We start from the raw sequence: 21,548 nt of genomic DNA, 5'->3' as shown, positions 1-21,548 counted from the left end.
CGGAGCAGCGATTCCCGAGGGGGGATCCCTTTTACCCACGAAAAGGACTACAGTTAAGTCGATGCGGGTAAGTTGTCCAAGGACTCCGTCCCGCTGGCACGAACAGGAGAGCGCGGACAAAAACCATGACGGTGCGGGTGCCCCTCGACTATTATCGGGTTTTGATGCTGTCGGCACGGGCAGATGAGCATCAGATTGAGCAGGCATACCGGGAGCGAATCGATCTCAAGCCGGGCGAGCGCTCCTGGCTGCTGGAGTTCTCGCCACAGGCTGTGGAAGCTCGCGCTCAAATGATCCAAGAGGCAGCTTCTGTGCTGCTTAACCCTGAGGCACGGCGAAACTACGACGAACATCTCATGCCGGCGGATCCCACCTTAACGGTGGAGGAAACACGCTTGCCGGGAGTGCTGTGCTTGTATTGCGAAGCCGGAGAATACCAAGCTGCCTTGGACTTGGCTCAACATATGCTGGAGCAGGGCCACCCTGCTCGTTCCGATGCCATTTTGGCGCGGGCCATCGCTCGTCTGGAACTGGGTCGAGAAGCCTGGCAACAGGGATCCTATGAAGAGGCGGCGCGTTCCCTACAGGCGGGCTTGGCGGAGCTGGAGGAGTATCAGGCCTTTCCGCAGATGCAAGCGGAGATCCGTATCGATTTGGGCAAGCTGCGTCCCTATCGCATTTTGCAACTCCTCAGCCAAAGTGCTCCCGCCCAAGCTGGAAGACACACCGCTGATGGGAACGGGGAGCGACAGCAGGGACTGGCTCTCCTCAAAGCCATGCTGGACGAACGGGGCGGCATCGAGGGGATGGGGCAAGATGGCTCTGGCCTCAGCACCGAAGATTTCCTGCGCTTTATCCAACGGGTACGTCGCCACCTCACCCTCAAAGAACAGCAGGAGTTGTTCGAGCGGGAGGCTGAGCGTCCCTCGATGGTGGCCGCCTACTTGGCCGTGCAGGTGTTGCTGGCGGCAGGTTATCTGGAAAACCGCCCGGCTCTGGTGCGGCGTGCTCGCGGCTACCTGGCTCGTCTGGCGCAGCGGCAGGATGTGCATCTGGAGCAGGCTATCTGTAGTCTGTTGCTGGGGCAGACCGAAGACGCGCTCGCCCATCTGCGCTCCACCCAAGAAGTAGAGGCCTTGCAGTTTATCGAAGAACACTCCGCCGGTTCTCCCGACCATCTGCCGGGTCTGTGCCGCTTCACAGAAAAATGGTTTCAGGAGGAGGTGTTCCCGGAGTTCCGCGGTCTGGAAGCCGCCCAAGTGACGTTGCAAGCCTACTTCGACAACCCCCAAGTACAAGCTTACCTGGACGAAATGCCCAGCCGCGAAGACCCGCCGGCAGGGATGCTCTCTCCCCAAGTCCCCCATCCCCCACCTCATTTGCCTGCCGTGGTGGGTGGCGTGCGCCCCCCTAATCCAACCCAAGAATTGCAGCGCCCCCCCACCCCTTGGCAATGGGGAGGAGTGATGCCCCCGCCAGAACCCCCGCGCCTCTCGGATTTGCCCTCCTACCGGAGCACCCCCAAGGCGGGCGTCTCTGCTCTTGCGGATGAGAGTTCTAGTGCCCAAGACCGTTCCCCTCAGGGGGACGGAGTCCAGGGCCTAAGGTCCGCTGGCGCGATCGGTTTGCAGGATGTGGAGCGTTACCGCCGCAGCCGCTTGGGGGGCCGTAAGCGTCCTACCTTTCCCGCTGGCGTTCGTTTGGGCTCCGCACCGCTGGCGCGAATGGCCGGGGTGGTCGGTGTGGGCATCCTCTCCCTATTGGTCATCTGGCAAATGTTGCGGGGCCTCTTCACGCCGCCGCCGGCACCACCGCTGGAGCAACCCCAGGTGCAAATTGAGCAGCCGCCGGTTGACATATCGCTACGCGACGCCTCCGCGAACGACAATCCCGGCCAGACGGAACTCACTCCCACGCCTGAGCTAACCGGCCCTCTGGCGGAGTGGCAAGGAGTACAACAGGTGCGGGTGGTCTCCAACGATGGCCTCAACATTCGCCAGCAACCCAGCCTGACGGGAGCCATTGTCGGGACAGCCCCACGCCAAGCCCTGCTGCGGGTGGTGGAGGTGCAGGCTGGGGAGGGACAGGTGCCCGTCTGGCTGCGCATTGAGCGAGATGGCGCGCCCGGGGGATGGGTCGCCGCCCAGTCGGGCTCCACCCGTCTGGTGGAACGGCTCTAGCTCTCCCTTGCTGCCAGCTGTTATTGCTCCGCAACGCTGCTGCGACCGCGCTACGGGGACGGAGTTCTCGGTCCCGCCCTTTTAAGGGGTATAGTCTGCTTCCTTCTCAACTGTTGTGGATATTCTGCGCAATGCCCCGCTGGGGATTTATCTGGAAGAGCCTCGCACCTGGCTACATTGCCTGGATCCGCGGGTTAAGCTGGCCTGGCTGCTCAGCTTTCTCCTCAGCCCCATTTTGGCCGGCAATGGTTGGCGCTTGGCCGTGGTGGTGGCTCTTCTGCTGCTAACTGTGGCGGCCCGTCTGCCGCGCCGGGTTTGGTCGGGCCAACTCTCCCTGGTGCTGGCCCTGAGCCTGCTCACCTTTGGGATCACCAGCTTGGCGCCGGATGGATTGGGGGTTTTTCCCCAACCGCAACGGCAGGATATGCAGGTGGTAGGCTATGGGCTGATTCCCGTTAGCGGTGCCGAGCGCTCTGTTCGCGACAGCGGGAGGGATTCCTTTTTGGCTGTAGAACAGGGATCCCCAGACCGTGCCTGGCGGGAGCAAACCCGTGCTTGGCAAACCCCTTACCGCTACCGCCTGGTTCAGTTTTCCCTGTTGGGGCGAACCTTTCAGGTCTCCCGCCGTTCTCTATCGGTGGCGCTGCGGCTGGGCACCCTCATTTTTACGTTGCTCTACGCTACCCATTTGTTTTTGTTGACCACGGCCCCCGAAGAAATTGCCGAGGGGATCGGCCAATGGTTGCAGCCTCTCAAGCGTTGGAGATGGCCGATTGCCGAAGTAATTCTCACCCTCACCTTGGCGCTGCGCTTTCTGCCTTTGGTGATGGAAGAGGTGCAAAACTTGGCGCGGGCGGTGCGAACTCGGGATGTGCGCTGGGGATCCCTGAGTTTCCGGGGCGGGATGCAAACCCTGCTGGCCTTGGTGGAGCGCTTTTTTGAAAACTTGCTCCTGCGTGCCGAACAGACGGCTATGGCAATGCAGGCCCGTGGGCTGACCGGCCCAGACCATCCCCTGCGCTGGCACCGCCTACAACTGCGGCGGCTGGATCGCGGCCTACTGGCTCTACTGCCCCTGTTTTGGCTGCTCAGAACCTTGTCCCCCTAAGGTGACCGGCAACACAGCTTTTTCCTACCCAGGGGGATGGGGCTCGTCGCTGCCCATCGGCATGAGCAGCCGAGAGACACAACGCCCATCGGAAGAGAGGTAAAAGGAGAGCTGGCCCCCCATCCGCTGCACCACCCGTTGACACAGGCTGAGTTCCAGACCAGGACTTACCGATAGAGGCGACTTGAGCAGAGGATCTGCGTAGATCACCTGGTTCGGATCCAACTGAAGGGCGGCCATCAGGTGAGGGTCGAAGCTGCCCTGATCCACCACCAGCAGCTCTGCATAGCCAAAGGGCTCCGCATCGCTATCGCGAACGCTGGCTTGGCTCCACAGATCCAGCCGCCCCCCTTCCGGGCTGCGCAAAATAGCGGCTGTCAACACCTCCCAGAGCACCATCTCCAGTCGTTCGGGATCCCCCTGGATGGTAAGGCTCATGTCCCCATGGGCCCGCGGCCATAACTTGCGTTTTTGGGTCAGGGCCTCCACTCGGCGTAGGCTTTTGCGCACCAAGGTTGCCAAGGGCACCGACCGCGACTGCGGCTGCACCTGCCAAGTTTCCGACTGCAACAACGGCCCTGTGGAGACGGTCAGATCCCGCAGCCCTCTGCCGATCTCCACCACCTTTTGCCAGCGGGTGGCTTCGTCTCCGGGAATCTCCGGCACCTGACCCAGGCGGCGCAGGCTGTCCAGAAGGGCATTCTGCATGTCCATCAGGCGGCGGTGTTTGTACCAGTTCAACTCCCTGAGCACCTCCTGCTGCTCTTGCAAAGTTTGCATCCAGAGCAAGCGCCGCACCGTCCAGCCGCAGGTCTGGGCGATCAACATCACAGCCGCCCGCTCGTCGGGATCCCAAACCTTGCCCGCTTCTGCCCCCAAGATCAAAACTCCCAAAGCTCCCGCCTGAGATTCCGTTGGGACAGTGTTGACCAGCAGCCAGGATCCCAGGCCGGTAGCAAAGTGCTCCGCACCGCTGACGCGACTGAGCCAAGTGCGGCTGGCAGGGGGGATCTGGGTGAGCGGGAGAGGTTCTGCTGACTGCAGCGCGTAGGCCAGTAGGGGATCTTGCAGATCGATCTCGGTGGGGCCGGTCTCCGTCCCGGCAGCAAAAGATGGCTGGAGCTGAGCCCGGCTCTCCCCCGGCTGCCAACTAACCATGAGCGCCAGAGGGATCCCCAGCAATTGGGCCGTCTGTCGAGTGGTAGTGGTGTACAGATCTGACAAGGTGGCCGAGTTTTGCAAGGTTAAACAAGTGGTGATCAGGCCCTTGAGCAACTGCTCTTGTCGTTGCCGGCGTTGTTCTGACCGAATTTGCCGCAGGATCACCCCCACCTGTTGGGCAATCCCCCGCAGCAGTTGCCGCTCTTCCCGGCTCCAGGCCCGTAGCTGGGGATGCAACACCAAGAGCAGCCCTTCCACGGGTGTGTTGGCCCCGGTATGGGTCAGCATCAGGGAACGAACTCCTGCCAGTTCCTGCCGCCAAGAGAGCAGGCGCAGATCTTGGTCGTAGTTTTCTGCCACCACCACCTCGCTGCGCATGAGATCCTGCCAGTCCTGGTCGCTCAGAGGGCTGAACTGCTGCGGCAAAGTCTGCTTGCCCTGTTGCTCCGCGACGCTGCGGTACTCGTAGAAGAGGCGGGGGATGGAGCTGTCGCTATCCACCGTCAACACGGCTACTGCACCGACTTTCAGACGCTGGCCCAGGCCGACAATGGCTTGCTGGAGAGCCTGTTGCAGCTCTGCCGGGTTGTAAAGCGAGCGGCCCACCTGCTGCACAAACTCTTGGTCATCGGCCAACTGGCGAATGCGGCGATCCAGATTTTCCAGAGGGCTGGCCAGGGCCAACCCATTGGCGGCAGCGGCCACCAACTGTCGCTCAGCGGCTTGCCAGGTACGGGGCACATCGGATTGCACCCAGATAAACCCCAGCAGATCCTTCTCCAGCAAAATCGGGGCTGCCAAAACAGCCTGGGCTCGCAACTGCTGCATCAGCTTGGGGGGAACCTCAGAGCGAGTCGTCCCTGTGCCGCCCACCACCACCTGGCCATCGGCGAGGGTGTAGTACATGTCCCCCAATTCCCGCAGCGAAAGGCTGACCTCCCCTGTTGGCCCTGCTCCGACTTTAGCCCCTTTGGGAACAGGGGGCTGAGAGGACTCCGTCCCCCCGCTGTTGCCAACAGCTTTGGGGGCGCTTCCATGGGGGACGAACTGCCCCTGGCCGCGCTCGTGCCAATACACCTGAATGTGGACGGCGCCCAGGAAAGACTGTAGCTCTTGCTTCACCCAGCTGACCCGTTCCTGCAGGGATCCCGCCTGGCGCATCGCCGTTCCCAACCTCAGGAGTGGATCCTCAAGGCGCTTTTCGGTCTGCTGCTGCCAAGCGTTTTCCAACTCCTGCAGAGAGGCTGCCAACTGCCCCAGCAAAATTCCCAAGAGAGCCTTTTCGTCCTCATGGGTGGTAACCCCCCACATTTGGGATCCCAACATCAGGATCCCCAAGCAGCGCCGCCGTCCCACTGCCGTTCGCGACAGCGGGCCGTAGGCCGAGAAGGGATAAATGAAACAGCCCTGGATCCCGCCCAGTCGCCTGGCCTCCCGCTGCCAAATGCCCATGCGCGGTTCCTGAGAGAGGTCGGGCAGGCTGATCGGTCGCTGCTCGATCACCACCTGCTCCAGGATCTCCCCCGGCTGTAGAGGATGCACCGCCCGCAGTAGGGTTTGATCCTCAAGAAGGGTCACTCCCCCCTGGCCCACCAACTGGTGATTTTGATAATCGTAAAAGGCCAGCCAGACCAGCGGCGCCCCAAACACCGCCCCGACATAGTCGAGGGTGAGCTGAATCAGCCCATTGGCATCCGTTTGCTCTCGCATCTGTTGCAATGTCGCTTGCAGGGCCACCAGGGGAGATATTGACCCAGCTCTATCCGAAGAATAAGGGGGAACAGACTGAACCATACCTGTGTGGATCTATTCCGCAGGTTCCTCTGCAAGCCAATGCCGTATCAGCCAGACTTCAGCTCGTCTCTGTTATGAGCCTTCTCGTCTCCCTGCTTCCTTGTTACTGGGCAACACTGACACAAAAAAGCGAGGAGAAGCGAGCCCGGACTTGTTGCTGTTTGAAACAACTATAGCCCCCAGATGAAAGGCTGGGTAGCAATAGGGGCAGCCGAAGTCTTTGACATGCTCCCCCGCCTAAAGGCAGGGGATTCCGGTTCCTGGTTCTGCGACAACTTGCCGTGTTGGGTTGCCCCTCCACAACAGCGGTGCTCATCTCCCCAGGCGTTCCCCCAAGCGCTACGCGCCACTGATGCAAGCGCAGGGCGGTTTCCTCTCGCGCCAGCGGGACAGAATCCTTATGCCCTTAGGTACCGTTGCGAACAACAACTAAAAAACCTATTGAGGTTGCATCCAGTCGTGAGACTGTTGGGCTTAAGGCCTACGGCCCGCTTACGCGAATAGAGCGGTTGATTACCCTGCCGCTGCGGGCAGCATAGCACACAGCCGCCCTAAAGCGCGGGGCTTTAGACCCAGTTTTTTGGTAAGTGATTAAGTAATTAATTTGGGGTTAATTGTGGGAAGGCTTCACAACTGGGATCCCGCGCAGCTTGTGAGTATGGGTCACCAAGCTCTGGACAAAGTGTTGAAAGCGCTGTTGTAGCTTCTCGTCTTTGAGATTGCCTTGCTCGTCAAAAGCGTTCCAAGCCCGACCGATGGCGATTTGCTCTGGGATCACCCAGCCATGCACCCAACGCACAATCAAGCGCATCTGGTTCAGGGTATTGCTGTTGCTCTCGCCGCCCAAAACGCTGATTAACCCAAAGACCTTACCCTCCAGTTGCTCAAAACTCAACAGATCCAGTGCATTTTTCAGGCTGCCGCTGATGCCGCCGTGGTACTCCGGGCTGGCTAGGATGATCCCATCCGCCCGCTTCATGGTTGCTCGTAGGACTGCCACATCGGGATAATCCGCATAGGACTCCGAGCCATCCACAAAGGGCAACTTCATCTGCCGCAGATCGAGGATGTGCAACGGGATCCCCAACTTCTCAAACTCGCGCCGCGCCACCTCCAGCGCCTGGTACGTCAGGGAATTGGGCCGCAAGCTGCCCCCGATTGCCACGAAACGGGCCTCAGAGGCTTCAGCCATGGTGGTTTGAGGATCGACAGTAAGGGCTTGCAGAGGAGACATGAGCCGGGTTCCTGAGCAGACATTAGTTACGTTGCAAACAATCATAACTCATACCAACTCCGAGTTGTAAAGATTTCTTTAACTTTTCTGCTCCCCAACCCTAATGCATTCGCCGAAGCGTTGCATAGCGATAACAGCCGGATTCCTATCCAGAACTGGGGATCTGGATACCTCTCGGCAAAGGGATCCAAGGCCAGCGGATCACCTGCAGCAGGTTGGAAAAGTCATCCCGCCAGACGGGATCCCCGGCCTGGGGCAAAAGGGGCTGCCAGGGATCCAGTTCCTGCAGGACTCCAGAGTTTTGGGCCAAAGGGCTCCGCCCTACTGAGGCGGTCGTCGAAGCGTCGCGCGGCGATAACAGCACCCAGTGGGAAGGGGCCAGCCCCGCCTGGCGTTGCTCAGGGGAGAGATCCCGGTGGTCTTGGTGCCAAGCGTGAAGCTGCAGGGATCCGGCCAGGCCGGCCAACACCGGGGCCAAGTCGAGGTGGCGGTTGGTGATGTTGAACAGCAGCCAGCCCTGGGGCTTGAGCTTGCTCAGGTAGAGGGCCAAAGCCTCTTGCGTGAGCAAATGCACCGGCACCGCGTCAGAGCTGAAGGCATCCATCACCATCAGGTCGTAGCTGCCCTCTGGGATCCCCTTGAGGCTGAGCCGGGCATCGCCGAGGATGACCTGCACCTGCGCCCGTGCCTGAGCCCACCGGAGATAGGAAAAATAGCGGCTCGCCCAATCGACCACGGTGGGATCCAACTCGAAAAACGTCCACTCATCCCCTGGCTCGGCATAGGCGGCCAACGTGCCGATCCCCAGCCCCAACACCGCAATGGCGGGCGTGGGATCCACAGTCTGGGCTCTGAACGCCGCAAACACCTGCCCAACGGGCCCAGGCCGAGCGAAATAGGTCAGCGGCTCCAGCGCTTTTTCCGGATCCAAGTTTTGGCTGCCGTGTAGAGTGGTGCCGTGCAGAAGGCTGCGGAAGGATCCCTGCTCAGTTTGGTATTCCACGATCCGGTTGAGGCCGAAGGCGCTGCGCTCGCTGTGGATCACCTGCAGTCCCGGCTGCAGCCAGGGTTGCCCCAGCAGCACAACCAACCCCGCCATTGCTCCCACCCAACCGACCTTGGCCTGCCAGCCAGGGGCTCCGCTCTGCTGCTGTGAACGGCTCTCCCCTGACACCAACAGCGCCAGCACCGCCCAGCCCAACGCCAAACCCACCCCAGCGCCCACCTGCAGCAACGCCTGCGGTTGAAAGTGCAACAGCAGCAAAGGCAGGAGCAGCCCCAGCCCCAGCCACAGGCCCACCCGCCCCCCCTGCGCCCCCAGCACGGCCAGCGACATCCCCAGCAACAGGGGATATTCCAGCACCGTCTCGAACACCTGCGGTGCCAAGAGGGCAGAGAACATTCCCCCCAAACTCCCCCCCAAAGCCAGCCACAGGTAAAACTGCGTCAACTGCTTCACCGGCGGGCGACGGCAAGCTAACCGGCTGTGGCAGCCCCAGCTCACCAGCCCAAAGGTGATCAGATGCAGCGGCAGAAGCAAAAAACCGGGCCTCACCCAGCCCAAGACCTGTACCCCCACCGCCCCGCAGGCCAGAAGAGCTGTTGTTCCCAAAACCCACTCATTGGGGTGGATCCCCCCGAAAGCCAGCATGAGTGTCAGCAGATAGATCCCCAGAGGAATGGCCCACAACAGGGGCACTGCCGCCACATCGGTGGTCAACAAGGTGGTGACCGCCACCAACAGGCCCGCCGGCAAAAAAGCCAGACCCGCCCAGCGCCAACGCTCTCGCCAGGAAACAGTCAAATCCCCCGGAGCAGCGCCGGATCCCTGGGAATCTGCCCCGCGTTCTTGTTGCTCCGCAACGCTGTTGCGACTGAGCAGCAGACCCACCCCGCTTAGCAGCACCAGGGCTGCCACCAGCGCGTAGGATCCCGTCCACAGGTGAGTTTGCCCAGCCAAAGACAGGCGGGGCTCCAACAACAGCGGGTACCCCAGCAGCCCGCCCAAGCTGCCGGCATTGCTGGCCACATAGAGAAAGTAGGGATCCGGGATCCCCTGTTGTTCCGCGCCCCCTCTTGCTGCCAACCCCCGTTGCAGCAACGGCGTCGTCGCCGACAGGAGAAACAGCGGCACTCCAGCTCCCAAAGTCAAGTCTGCCAACAGAGCGAGAGGGGGCCACACTTCTTTCGGTTGGCCGGGGATCCCCAATTGAAAGGGCAAAAGCCTCAGACCGGCCAGCAACAGGATCCCGTGGATTAGCACCCCCATCCTGGGATTGAGCCCGCGCCCCAGCCGGTCTGCCCACAGGTAGCCCAGCAGCAGGGTGGCCTGAAAAAAGGCCAGGCAGGTATTCCACACCAGGGGGGATCCCCCCCACAGCGGCAACAGCAACTTGCCCAGCAGCAACTGTCCCCAAAAGAGGCAAAAAGCGCTGCCAAACAAGCTGAGGCCAACCAGCCAAATCAAAGCCGACCTACCGCAAACCCCTCAACTGCCAGTATTGCCCACTTTCTCCCGGAAGCTTGAGGTGGGATTCACAGTCATTTCAGGTTAGCTAGACCGCCGAGAAGCCCCGCACTCTATGCGTCAGCATGAGTGCAGAAGTATGTCACGATCGCAACGCTGACGCAAACCCAAACTGCACTCCCAATGTTGCCATACAGCGCTAACGCGAACACAGAGCATCGCTGGCTCTGGCGTGACCAGCCCATTCGCTACCAACAGTCGGGATCCGCAGGCCCAGCCGTGTTGCTCATCCATGGCTTCGGGGCCAGCAGCGACCATTGGCGGAAAAATTTGCCGGAGCTGGGGCAGCACTGTCAGGTGTATGCGATTGATTTGTTGGGGTTTGGGGGATCCGCCAAGCCCCTGCCGGGATCCCCTTTGCCCTACACCTTCGAGACCTGGGGATCCCTGGTGGCCGATTTTGTCCGAGAGGTGGTGGGCCAGCCAGTCTATCTGGTGGGCAACTCGATTGGGGGCATCGTGGCTTTGCAGGCGGCGGTTCTGGATCCAGCCCAGGTTTTAGGGGTAGCGATGTTGGATCCCTCGCTGCGGCTATTGCACGAGCGGAAACGGGGCCAGGTCTCCTGGCTGCGCCGCCAGTTTACCCCTTTGCTGCAATCCCTGCTGGGGTGGCCCCCCTTTGGTCGTTTCTTCTTTGCTCAGGTGGCCCAGGCTAGGGCCATTCGCAATATCCTCCTCCAAGCCTACGGGCGCAAAGAAGCGGTTACCGAGGAGCTGATCCAGCTTTTGCTCAAACCCGCTTTGGAGCCGGGGGCGGCAGAGGTCTTTTTGGCCTTTGTGCGCTATTCTCAGGGGCCTTTGGCTGAAGATCTCTTGCCTCAGCTCACCTGTCCCGTCTTGATCTTGTGGGGGGAAGCGGATCCCTGGGAACCCATTGCTCTGGGGCGGGCCCTGGCACAGTTTCCTTGCGTGGTGGGGTTCATCCCGTTGCCGGGGGTTGGCCATTGCCCCCAGGATGAAGCCCCCGAGCTGGTCAACCCGCTGCTTTTGGATTGGATCCGGGATCCCACCAAAAAACCTGAAAAAGGAGTTCGTTCCGCCGGGATCCCCTCACCCCCCCTGCAAGAGGAGAGCTAGGAAGTGGCGCAGCAGGAGCTTCCCCGTGCTGGGGAATGGCATGGGCTGCCCTTGGAATCCTCGTACCTACGCCCGACCGAGGTGCTCCAGTCGATCCAGGTTGGGGCCGCTCAGCCGGAATGCCTGGCCAAACCCCTGGATGAAGCTGCCAGCTTTGGGGATGATCTGACAGAAGTGAAAATCCGCCAAGCCCAGGATCATCTCGGCAATCTCGTACTTGGCGCGGTAGAGGGCTTCAAACCCCTGCGCCTGCGCCTCCTCGCGGCTGAGAAACTGGGCTTCTCCGCTCACCATCACCCGCGACAGGGCATGGTTACTGCGGGGATCCCCTGGGGTGGGCGGCTCGTGGATGAGCAGGCTGGCACGGGGATCTGCCCGCAAAGCCTGGGTGTGGCCAGAAAGATCGCTGATGACAATGGCAAAGCGCAAGGGATCCCGCTGCACCACAAAAGGCACCAACGACACCGCCGGGGATCCCTGCTCCAGCACCGCCAAGCTGGCCACCGGCTGGCCATCCAGCAGCATATTTAACTGTTCCAGCACCGACATGGTTGTCCTCCAGTCCCCTTGCTATTATCAGCTCCCCTGTACTGGGACAAGAGCCACAACCCTGCTTACAGGCTGTTCCTGGCCTGGTTGAACTCTGCCCGGCAGCTCGGAACATTGGGCGTCAACAACGTTGTAAATAAAACTTTACAATCCTATGCAAAGCGAGCTACGCTGGTGAAGAAAGCACAAGGAGAACCCTATGACCCGATATCGCTCCGTTGTCGTCGAAGAAGGTGGTCGGCTGAACAACTACGCCATCGAGCCGGAAATGTATGTGGACAGCACCCCCCGCGTGGGCTTCACCGAATATGCAGAGCGCTTGAACGGGCGTTTGGCAATGATCGGCTTTGTTGCCCTGATCCTGTTTGAAGCTCTGTCCGGTACCACCCTGCTCGGCTGGCTGCAATCCCTGGGCCGATAAGCCAAAGAACGCTTCCTAGGAAGAGGGCTGTCTCTAATCGCCGATTGACTGTTCGCGATAGTGGGACGGAGTCCTCACTTTGCTGCACAATTCTCTACAACCTGATGTGCAAACGCTAGGCAGTTGTGCGAGTGTGCAGGGAGCGGGTGGTTAGGTTTATGTTTCTAGACCCCAGCTACCGTTTGAAATGTACCCCAAGCTCTGGGGGAAGTGACATACTCCCATCACTGACCCTACGGGTACAGTGTGGGCTTCTCGCTTCATTGGGGAGCCTACGCAAGAACCCTCTGCGAGCAGACACGGGATGTCCCACCGCGTAGCTGCACCAGATTCCGGCAAAAGCCGTTTTGTGCAACTACTCTCACCATACACCATGTGGGGGTATCTGTATCCCGACACTGACGCTACGGGTACAGTGCGGGGCTTAGCTAACCCCACACCCCGACAAGCTAACGCCTGTGGAGACTCCTCTGGCGGGGTGGTAGGTCTAAAACCTACCGCTAGTCAAGGGTTGCTGAAGCAGGAAGAAAGCAACAGCGCTGAGCAAAAATCTGTTCTGTTCAGTGCTGTGTAGGTCTTTCAGAGCGGCATCTCCCAGTGCAGCTCGACATGGGTATGGCCTTCTGGGGTGCGGGTGCGATGCCAGGATCCCTTGGGTAGATAGCGGGCGATGGTGTTCATGGCCTTGCTGCCGTAGCCGCCGCTGAGGCCGGGAGCGTACTCGATGCCGTCATTGACCACAGAAAGGCAGCAGTGGCGATTCGTTTGGGCCAGCGACACTCTGACAAAGGAAGCATTGCCTTTGGGGGGTTGCACGTGGGCGATGACATTGCCGATGGCCTCTCGCAAGAAGCGCAAGATGTCTTCTCGCTGATCAAACCACTCGCCGGTGTTGGGCTCCTGCAGAGGTTGCAGTTGGCGCTCCACAGACAGCGTCAGGCTGCCCGCTTGGATCAGCTCGTCCAGATAGATCTCGATGCCGCGATGCAACCCCTCTCGCAAGCTGGGGGAGATGCGCAGCTTGGCGGCTAGGGTGCGCACATCGTTGAGCTGATTCCGGATCCCGCGTCCGATCCTCTCCAGTTGTTCGAGCAGGTGATCGTAGACGGCGGGGTCGGGCGACCTGCCTTGCTGCTGCTGCCATTGCAAGCTCTCCAAGTCGTCCATCACCACCTTCAACTCCTGCAGTTCCCGATCGTGAATGTCGGTGGCTACCCGGTAAAGCAACTTGCGGGCTTGGTCGATAGCTGCCTCCTGTTCGGCCCGACGCAGACGCTCCAATTCCTGCTGTTGGGCCAAGAGCCGCTCCTGATTCTCCACAATGATCAAAGTGAGCAGCAGGCTTACCCCCGTTAGCCCACTGGCCAAGGCTGGCAAGACGAGAGGCCAAACCCAACGCCACAGCAGAAACTGGGCCACAGCCCACCCTTCGTAAACGGCAAGCCCTACCATGGGTCGCAGGAGAAACTGCTGTTGCTTCCAGCCCCAATGGCTCAAAAGTGCTCCGCACCGCTGACGCGAACGTAGGGGGGGACGATAAAGCACCAAAAGCAGTCCCGTTCCCACTCCCAGCAGCAAAACCACCGCAGCCGCCACCCCCTCTGGCACAGATTGGTAGACCTCTCCGGTGAGCAGGCTGGAGAGGATTTGCGCCTGCAACTCCACCGCCGCAATCTGGGATCCATCCGCAGTCCGCACCGGGAAGGTCTCTGGATAGCCGCCCACAAAGCCCACCAGGACAATTTTGTCCCGCAGTTGGTCGGCAACTTCGGGGTCAAGGGGAGGGATCCCTTCTTGGCCGCGGCAGGCTTGGCTGGGGTTGACCAAAGTGCTCCGCACCGCTGTCGCGACTGAGCCAGCAGACCCGGATCCTGCTTGTGGAACAGCCGGAGGGCAAACCCGTTCGATGGGGATGATGGGGATCCCGTGCTGGGATCCGAGGGGGTTGAATTGGATCGGCTGCAAACCCCGTTCTCGAAACCAGCGGCTGGCCCGCTCCGGGTCGTATTTGGCAAAAGCCAGAGCCTCGACCGAGGCGAACATCTGCTCCTCTTGGCTGTCGCGGCGCAGGTAGAGCCCCCGCAACTGGGCCTGGCGCAGGATCCCGGCACTGTCTACCCGATGTTGCACCACCCCCTGCACATGTTCTGGCGGCACCAAGTACTCCAGCCGCAGAGAAGAGAAGGGCAGAAAATGGTTGTAGATGTTAATCTCGGAGCGGCCAAAGCTCTCGCTGCTGCGGGTGGCCAGGACCAAGCGATCTGGGTAGCGCTGTACCACCTGACGTAGAGGGGCATCTAAGTTCTCGTTGCCCAGGTTTTGCGGCACCACAAAGCTGCTGGGCAGGTTCAGCACCACCACCCTGGCCTCAGCTTCTTCCAGTAGACGCAACGTCAGGCCGGCGTAGTTGGCCCGTTCCAGAAGGAAGTCAACTTGATGTTGGCCAAGGTGCTCTGCACCACTGGTGCGGCCATTGCTTTCCCCCTGTCCGCTGTTCCCGTTAGCGGGAACGTGCTCCGCACCGCTGTCGCGATCGAGTCCTATACGACCATCAATGCCGACGATCACCACCTCGGGAGAAGGCTGCTGAGGGCCACGCCAAGCGTACAGCCACTCCTGGGCGTCGCTCTCCATCCGCACCAACAAAGGATGCTGAGCAGAAAGGTTAAGCAGAGCAGCCCAACCCAAGCCCCAAGCCAACGCCCAGCCCAGCCGCCGCCGGGAGGGGGACAGTCGAGCTGGAGAAGTATAGCCTTGGCCAACGAGAAAGGGAGGGACGGGATCCGGCATATTGCAAAGGGCTTTGCACCGCTGACGCGACCACACGAACGGCAGTGCAGACGCGAGCCAGCTAAAAAGCGCTCCGCACCGCTGTCGCGATGGAGTTTTCTCTGCCATTTTGGCCGCTGCCGGCGGCTGTCGAGGGGATCCCTGGCCCCCCCGTTGCTGGGGGAAAACCGCAGCCTCAGTGGTGATGGTTGCGCACCCGCGCTGCTTCCTCAGGGCTAATGCCGAGGCGAGTGAGGTTGATGCGGCCTTTGTGATCGATGCTGCGCACCTTGACCACCACCTCATCCTCCACAGCCACCTCATCTTCCACCCTGCCGACGCGGTACTCCGCCAGTTGCGAAATGTGGATCATGCCTTCTTTGCCGGGCAAAAACTCCACAAAAGCGCCGATGGGGATGATGCGGGTCACCTTGCCCAAATACACCTGCCCCTCTTCCACCCGCCGCACCAGATTTTCGATCATCTCCCGAGCGGCTTCGGCTTGCCCCCCCACCGAGGAAGACACGGTGATCGTGCCATCGTCGCTGATGTCCACCTTGGCCCCCGTCGCTTCGGTGATGCCGCGCACCGTCTTGCCGCCAGGGCCGATAATCTTGCCGATATCCTCGGGATCCACCTTGAACGTGAGCAGACGGGGAGCTGTTTTGGCCAACTGGGGTCGAGGGGCGGCAATGGTCTCCAGCATCTTGTCGAGGATGAACTCGCGCCCGGCCTTGGCTTGCCGAATGGCCTGCTCCACCACGTCAACGGTGATGCCGGTGATTTTCATGTCCATTTGCAAAGCAGTGATCCCCGCCCGCGTACCGGCCACCTTGAAGTCCATGTCCCCCAGAAAGTCCTCGATCCCCTGGATGTCGGTGAGGATGCGCACCTCGTCCCCCTCCTTAATAAGGCCCATGGCCACCCCGCTGACCGGCGCTTTGATCGGCACCCCAGCATCCATTAGGGAAAGAGTAGAGCCACAGACGGATCCCATCGAGGTGGAACCATTGGAGGAGAGCACTTCCGACACCACCCTCACCACGTAGGGAAACTCCTCTTCCTTGGGCAGCACCGGCACCAAGGCCCGCTCCGCCAGCGCCCCATGACCGATCTCCCGCCGTCCCGGCGAGCGTGAAGGCCGCGTTTCTCCCACCGAAAAGCCCGGAAAATTGTAGTGGTGCATGTAGCGCTTCTCATCCACCGGGTGCAAGTCGTCCAGCTCCTGGGCATCGCCGGGGGTGCCGAGGGTAGTGATGGAAAGGACTTGGGTGAGGCCGCGATTGAACAAGGCACTGCCGTGAACCCTTGGGATCAAACCCACCCGGCAAGAGACCGGTCGCACCTCGTCCAGCTTGCGTCCATCCACCCGCACCCCCTCTTGCAGGATTTGCTGGCGCATCAGCTTCTTGAGCAGAGCCTTGAACTGGTTGTCCAACTCTTTGGGGTTTTCCAGAAGATAGAGCCGCAAGGGATCCCCCTCTGGCCGTTCCTGGATTTGGGCCTCCAGCTTGGCCTTGAGCTCCTCCAGTTGCTGTTCCCGGCTGGTCTTGTCCAAAAACTGCCTGAGAATGGAGCGAATGCCCTCCTGAGCCTGCTCTTCTACAAAGGCAATCAGCTCCTCGTTTTTGGGGGGAGGGGGCAGCTCTACCGGGGTGATGTTGAGATCCGCCAGGACTTGCTGTTGGGCTTTGAGCAGCTCCTGGATGGCCTCAAAACCAAACTCGATGGCCTCCACCACATCCTTTTCCGGCAGTTGGTTGGCCCCGGCTTCCACCATGATCACGCCATCGGCACAGCCGGCCACCACCAGATCCAGATCGCCCGCCTCAATTTCGGCATAGGTGGGGTTGAGGATAAATTCATCCTTGACCAAGCCCACCCGCACCGCCGCCACGGGGCCATTGAAGGGGATGCGAGCGCCGTGAATGGCTAACGAGGCTCCCAAAATACACAACACATCGGGCGGCACCGTATCGTCCACCGAGAGGGTGGTGGCCACCACCTGCACATCATCCCGCAGCCATTCCGGGAACAACGGACGAATGGGTCGGTCTATTAAGCGAGAGATCAAAGTGGCCCGTTCCGGTGGCCGGCCTTCTCGCCGCAGATATCCCCCTGGGATCCGCCCCGCTGCGTAGAGGCGCTCTTCGTAATCGACCAACAAGGGCATAAAATCAACGCCAGGCCGGCCTGGCTGCCGTGTGGCGGTAACCAAAATCGAGGTTTCGCCCGAAGTCAGCCAAACCCCGCACCCTGCCTGGGGGGCCATCAGCCCAATATTGATGTCAATTTCCCGCCCATAAAAGGAAATCGACCGAGTGTATTCTGCCATGTAACGCTTCGCCTTCTTTTTTTCTTGCCGCTATCGTAGCATTCTCCTTTTGCTCCTTTTCAGCCCCCGCTGACCGGAGGGATCAGAACGACTTCGTCTCCCGCCGATAGGGGAGTGTCGGCAGCTACAAAATTGAGGTTGAGACCGAAGCGCGTTTGGGAGCGCCAAGGAGCCAAGCTGGGGTAGCGCTGGATCAGTTGATCGCACAGTTGCCCGACGGTGGTACCGGGGCTCACCTGCAGGCACATTTCAGTTTGTCCGATCACTTCTTGATAGATGGCAAAGAGCTTCAGCGTGATGGAAAAAAGCTCATCGGGGGCTGGATTTTGGGCAGCAACCATCGACAGTGCTCCCACCTGCTTTGAACGATCTTGTAAACCATCTTGGGCAAGCTTGGGCCTGGCCGTCCACCAGAATCCTCTGCCCATCTCCTACTCATCAGGGATCCCCACAACCCCAGAAAAATCGGCTCTGGAGAAGCGAAAAAATACCCGCCTCCTAGATCCCGGTGAGGGGTTGGGGCGTCGCCCAAACAAAACTGTTCTTTTAGCTCTGGCCGGGGATCCGGGGCAAGGCTAGGGTAGGCCAAAAGCTTGCTTGGCAGCCAACCGGCTTCTGTGCTGATGCTAGAGCCACTGACCCCCTCCCAAATCAGGGCCTACTTGGATCGGATTGGCTACGTTGGCCCCACCCAGCCCACCCTGCAAACCCTCCGCCAGATCCACCTAGCCCACCTGCTGCGGGTGCCGTTTGAAAATCTGGACATTCATCGGGGTCGTGCCATTCGCCTGGAGCGGGATCCCCTGTTTCACAAGATTGTCCGGGAGCGGCGGGGTGGGTTTTGCTTCGAGCTGAACAGCCTGCTGGCCGCTGCCCTGCAGGGGATGGGGTTTTCGGTACACCTACTCTCAGGACAGGTGAGCCGGTCGGAGTTCGATGTCCGCTTTGGGCCTGAGTGCGACCACTTGGCTGTGCAGGTGAACATTGGCGATACAGCCTGGCTGGCAGATGTGGGGTATGGGGATGCCTTTCGCGAACCGCTGCGGCTGGGGGATCCTGGGGTTCAGGCCCAGGCTGAAGGACGCTACCGCCTCACCCCTTGGCCAGGGAATCCCACCGCTCGTCGGTATTGGCTCGTTCAGCAGGAACAGCCGGATCACACCTGGAAAACTCTGTTTCTTCTGGATCGGATCCCACGCTCCCTGCAGGAGTTCGAGCCCATGTGCCGCTTCCACCAAACTTCGCCAGAATCGATGTTTACTCGGCTCCGCCTTTGCACCCTAGCCACTCCAACCGGACGGATTACCCTCACCGCCCGCGCCAATGGCTCTTTCAAGTGGATCGAGACCACTCCAGAAGGCCGCCGGGAACGCCCTCTCAAGGACGAGAAAGAGTATGAACAACTGCTCGCTTGCGCCTTCGGGATCCACCTTTCTCCATCTCCTTCTGCCGCCGAGGAACGCAGGGAAAACAAGCCAAATGGCAATTTAACAGAGCCCACCCCAATCTCCCCCGAGCCAGGTTAGAACCCCTGCCAGTTAATGTCAAAATAGTAAGGCAATGTTTCGTTATCTCAGTAACCGTTATGGATGCTGCCGCGGTCGCTGCGTTTGATGGCCAAGCTTTGGATCACGTACTCATTTTCGACACCACCCTGCGAGACGGGGAGCAGTGCCCCGGCGCCACCCTCAACACCGAAGAAAAGCTGGCCATTGCCCGGCAGTTGGCCCGGCTGGGCGTCGATATCATCGAAGCGGGATTTGCCTATGCCAGCCCTGGTGACTTTGAGGCCGTGCAGAAGGTGGCCGAGCAGGTGGGAACCCCCGATGGCCCTGTGATTTGCAGCCTGGCCCGTGCCCTAAAGCCGGACATTGAGGCCGCCGCCGCCGCCCTGAAGCCTGCTGCCAAGCCCCGCATCCACACCTTCATCTCCACCTCAGACATTCACTTGAAGTATCAGTTGCGCAAAACCCGCGCCGAAGTGCTGCAAATTGCCGAGGAGATGGTGGCCTACGCCAAGTCCTTCGTGGACGATGTGGAGTTCTCCATGATGGACGCCACCCGCTCCGATCCCGAGTTCCTATACCAGGTGATTGAGGCGGCCATTCGGGCGGGGGCTACAACCATCAACATCCCCGATACCGTCGGCTATGTCATGCCGGAGGAGTTTGGCCAACTGATCAAGGGCATCCGCGAAAATGTGCCCAACATTAAGCAAGCGATCCTTTCCGTGCATGGCCACGACGATCTGGGGGTTTCGGTGGCCAACTTCTTGGAAGCGATCAAGCAGGGCGCACGTCAGGTGGAAGTGACGGTCAACGGCATTGGTGAGCGGGCCGGCAACACAGCGCTGGAAGAGTTGGTGATGGCCCTGCACGTGCGGCGCAGCTACTTCAACCCCTACTTCGGCCTGCCGGTGGACTCCGAGAAGCCTCTCACCCACATCAAAACCCAGGAGATCTATCGCACCTCCCGCCTGGTCTCTAACCTCACCGGCATGTTGGTGCAGCCCAACAAGGCCATCGTCGGCTCCAACGCCTTTGCCCACGAATCCGGCATCCACCAGGACGGCATGCTGAAAAACCGCCAGACCTACGAGATCATGGACGCCCAGACCATTGGCCTGCAATCGAGCACCTTGGTGTTGGGCAAGCACTCGGGCCGCAATGCCTTCCGCACCCGCCTGAAAGAACTGGGATTCGAGCTGTCGGAGCAAGATCTGAACAGAGCCTTCTTGCGCTTCAAAGAACTGGCCGACAAGAAAAAAGAAATCTCCGACCTGGATCTGGAAGCGATTGTTAACGACGAAACTCGCCCGGTGCCGGAGCTCTATCGCCTGGAGCATGTGCAAGTGGTGTGTGGCAATCGGGAAGCTCCCACCGCCACGGTGCGGCTGGTAACCCCGGAAGGAGAAGAGCGGGTGGACGCTGCTGTGGGCACAGGCCCGGTGGATGCGGTGTACAAGGCCATCAACCGCATCGTCAATATCCCCAACAAGCTGATCGAGTTTTCCGTCCAATCGGTTACCGCTGGCATCGACGCCATTGGGGAAGTCACCATCCGCCTGCGCCACGAAGACCGCATCTTTTCCGGCCATGCCGCCAACACCGACATCATTGTCGCTTCTGCCCAAGCCTATATGAATGCCCTCAACAAGCTCTACTCTGCGCTGCATGCGGCGCGCTCCACTCCTGAACAACGGGAGGCCGCCACACAAAAAATCTAAAGGTGCTCTGCACCGCTGGTGCGAACGCTTTGGGGGCTGCCAGAAGGGATCCCGTCCGCAAACACCCGCCCGATCACTTCCTCAATGGGCGGGTCGGTTACCGTTAGATCCAGCACCTCCAGCTCCGCCAACAGCTTCGCCACCGTCTGGGTAAGCTGCTCCCGCTGCACCCAAAGCCGCGCCTCACAGCCGCCGGCCTCTCCATCCGTGCGCACCTCTCCATAGAGCTGCAGTTGAGCCACAGGGCAAGGGCGGGCCAATTCCAACTTCACCTCTCGGTAGGGGGCAAAGCGCTCCAGCAGCCCCTCGAGGTCGCCATCGTAGATGAGCTGCCCCGCGTTGATGACCAGCACCCGTTGGCACAGCGCAGTAATATCGGCCATGTAATGGCTGGTCAACAGCACCGTTGCTCCGTAGCGGCGGTTGTAGTCCCGCAGAAATTGCCGCACACCGGCCTGAGCGTTGACATCCAACCCCAAGGTGGGCTCGTCCAAAAACAAAATCTGCGGGCGGTGCAACAGAGCCGCCAACAGCTCCGCCTTCATCCGCTCCCCCAGCGAGAGCTTGCGCACCGGTTGCTTCAGCTTGCTTTCTAGGTCGAGCAGCTCTGCCAGCTCCCCCACCCGAGTTTGAAACTCTTTTTCGGGGATCTCGTAAACGGCAGCGTTGATGCGCAGAGAGTCCATCGCCGGCAGATCCCAGATGAGCTGCTGCTTCTGTCCCATCACCAGGGTGATCTGCCGCAAAAAAGCCGGCTCCCGGCGGTAGGGCACATGGCCGACCACCTGCACCGTGCCGCCGGACGGATAGATTAAACCGGTCAACATCTTGAGGGTCGTGGTCTTGCCCGCCCCGTTGGGCCCCAAGAATCCCACCATCTCCCCCGGCTGAACTTGAAAGCTCACGGACTGCACCGCCGGGATGTAGCGATAGGTGCGACGAAAAAAGTGGCGCAAGGTGCCAACCACTCCGGGATCCTTGACGGCCACTGGATAAACTTTGCTCAGGTTGTGGGCGGCAATGATTGGCTCCAACCGGGTCGGAACATCAGTTGACATCTGTCCTTACCCCCACGAAATAGCCAGACCCGCTACCCCAACCCCAAGGGCAAATCTTCTGGAGCTGGGCATACCGGATCTGGAGAGGGCTATTCTCAGTATCTGAGGG

14 protein-coding genes are annotated in these 21,548 nt (G+C 60.4%); 6 read left to right on the top strand and 8 right to left on the bottom strand.

Annotation, left to right across the window (positions count from 1 at the left end):
- Positions 1–125: 125 nt before the first annotated feature.
- Both ACVWZ1_RS02600 and ACVWZ1_RS02595 read left to right on the top strand, forming a co-directional pair.
- On the top strand, positions 126–2,180 hold the full coding sequence (locus ACVWZ1_RS02600; RefSeq protein ID WP_457502442.1) for an SH3 domain-containing protein: 2,055 nt from the start codon (positions 126–128) through the stop codon (positions 2,178–2,180).
- A gap of 115 nt (positions 2,181–2,295) precedes the next feature.
- Positions 2,296–3,288: an energy-coupling factor transporter transmembrane component T family protein gene (locus ACVWZ1_RS02595; RefSeq protein ID WP_457466018.1), complete on the top strand. Its 993-nt coding sequence runs from the start codon at positions 2,296–2,298 to the stop codon at positions 3,286–3,288.
- A gap of 24 nt (positions 3,289–3,312) precedes the next feature.
- Here ACVWZ1_RS02595 and ACVWZ1_RS02590 read toward each other — a convergent pair whose 3' ends face one another.
- From ACVWZ1_RS02590 to ACVWZ1_RS02580, 3 genes are all read right to left on the bottom strand, one after another.
- Positions 3,313–6,243 carry a GAF domain-containing protein gene (locus tag ACVWZ1_RS02590; RefSeq protein WP_457502441.1) on the bottom strand — a complete coding sequence of 977 codons (2,931 nt, stop codon included), beginning with the start codon at positions 6,241–6,243 and terminating at the stop codon, positions 3,313–3,315.
- 610 nt (positions 6,244–6,853) lie between these two features.
- On the bottom strand, positions 6,854–7,435 hold the full coding sequence (locus tag ACVWZ1_RS02585; protein WP_457502484.1) for an NADPH-dependent FMN reductase: 582 nt from the start codon (positions 7,433–7,435) through the stop codon (positions 6,854–6,856).
- A 187-nt stretch (positions 7,436–7,622) separates the two neighbouring features.
- Positions 7,623–9,944 (bottom strand): spermidine synthase, encoded by a 2,322-nt coding sequence (locus tag ACVWZ1_RS02580; RefSeq protein WP_457502440.1) that lies wholly within the window; start codon positions 9,942–9,944, stop codon positions 7,623–7,625.
- Positions 9,945–10,127: 183 nt separating this feature from the next.
- Here ACVWZ1_RS02580 and ACVWZ1_RS02575 point away from each other — a divergent pair, with 183 nt between their 5' ends.
- Complete coding sequence (locus ACVWZ1_RS02575) at positions 10,128–11,081, top strand: alpha/beta fold hydrolase (protein ID WP_457482332.1); 954 nt, start codon at positions 10,128–10,130, stop codon at positions 11,079–11,081.
- A 66-nt stretch (positions 11,082–11,147) separates the two neighbouring features.
- Here ACVWZ1_RS02575 and ACVWZ1_RS02570 read toward each other — a convergent pair whose 3' ends face one another.
- Entirely contained in the window at positions 11,148–11,630 is a 483-nt protein-coding gene (locus ACVWZ1_RS02570; protein ID WP_414357271.1) for a pyridoxamine 5'-phosphate oxidase family protein, read from the bottom strand.
- Positions 11,631–11,829: 199 nt separating this feature from the next.
- On the opposite strand from ACVWZ1_RS02570, the gene ACVWZ1_RS02565 reads away from it, so the two are divergent.
- Complete coding sequence (locus ACVWZ1_RS02565; RefSeq protein WP_414349692.1) at positions 11,830–12,051, top strand: high light inducible protein; 222 nt, start codon at positions 11,830–11,832, stop codon at positions 12,049–12,051.
- A 579-nt stretch (positions 12,052–12,630) separates the two neighbouring features.
- Here ACVWZ1_RS02565 and ACVWZ1_RS02560 read toward each other — a convergent pair.
- The 3 genes from ACVWZ1_RS02560 to ACVWZ1_RS02550 form a co-directional block, all read right to left on the bottom strand.
- Entirely contained in the window at positions 12,631–14,841 is a 2,211-nt protein-coding gene (locus ACVWZ1_RS02560; protein WP_457502439.1) for a CHASE2 domain-containing protein, read from the bottom strand.
- Between the two features lie 175 nt (positions 14,842–15,016).
- Positions 15,017–17,155 (bottom strand): polyribonucleotide nucleotidyltransferase, encoded by a 2,139-nt coding sequence (locus ACVWZ1_RS02555; RefSeq protein ID WP_414349690.1) that lies wholly within the window; start codon positions 17,153–17,155, stop codon positions 15,017–15,019.
- Positions 17,156–17,214: 59 nt separating this feature from the next.
- Positions 17,215–17,496: a MoaD/ThiS family protein gene (locus ACVWZ1_RS02550; RefSeq protein ID WP_414408120.1), complete on the bottom strand. Its 282-nt coding sequence runs from the start codon at positions 17,494–17,496 to the stop codon at positions 17,215–17,217.
- Between the two features lie 282 nt (positions 17,497–17,778).
- Between ACVWZ1_RS02550 and ACVWZ1_RS02545 the strand changes: the two genes are divergently transcribed.
- Both ACVWZ1_RS02545 and ACVWZ1_RS02540 read left to right on the top strand, forming a co-directional pair.
- Entirely contained in the window at positions 17,779–18,681 is a 903-nt protein-coding gene (locus ACVWZ1_RS02545; protein ID WP_457466031.1) for an arylamine N-acetyltransferase family protein, read from the top strand.
- Between the two features lie 59 nt (positions 18,682–18,740).
- Positions 18,741–20,381 carry a 2-isopropylmalate synthase gene (locus ACVWZ1_RS02540; protein ID WP_414373361.1) on the top strand — a complete coding sequence of 547 codons (1,641 nt, stop codon included), beginning with the start codon at positions 18,741–18,743 and terminating at the stop codon, positions 20,379–20,381.
- Here ACVWZ1_RS02540 and ACVWZ1_RS02535 read toward each other — a convergent pair.
- Positions 20,378–21,439, bottom strand: a complete 1,062-nt coding sequence (locus ACVWZ1_RS02535) for an ABC transporter ATP-binding protein (protein WP_414373362.1) — start codon at positions 21,437–21,439, stop codon at positions 20,378–20,380. The genes ACVWZ1_RS02540 and ACVWZ1_RS02535 overlap by 4 nt on opposite strands.
- Positions 21,440–21,548 lie beyond the last annotated feature (109 nt).

This window comes from Thermostichus sp. MS-CIW-25 (genome assembly GCF_054060015.1).
This window is presented reverse-complemented; position numbering and strand designations above follow the sequence as displayed.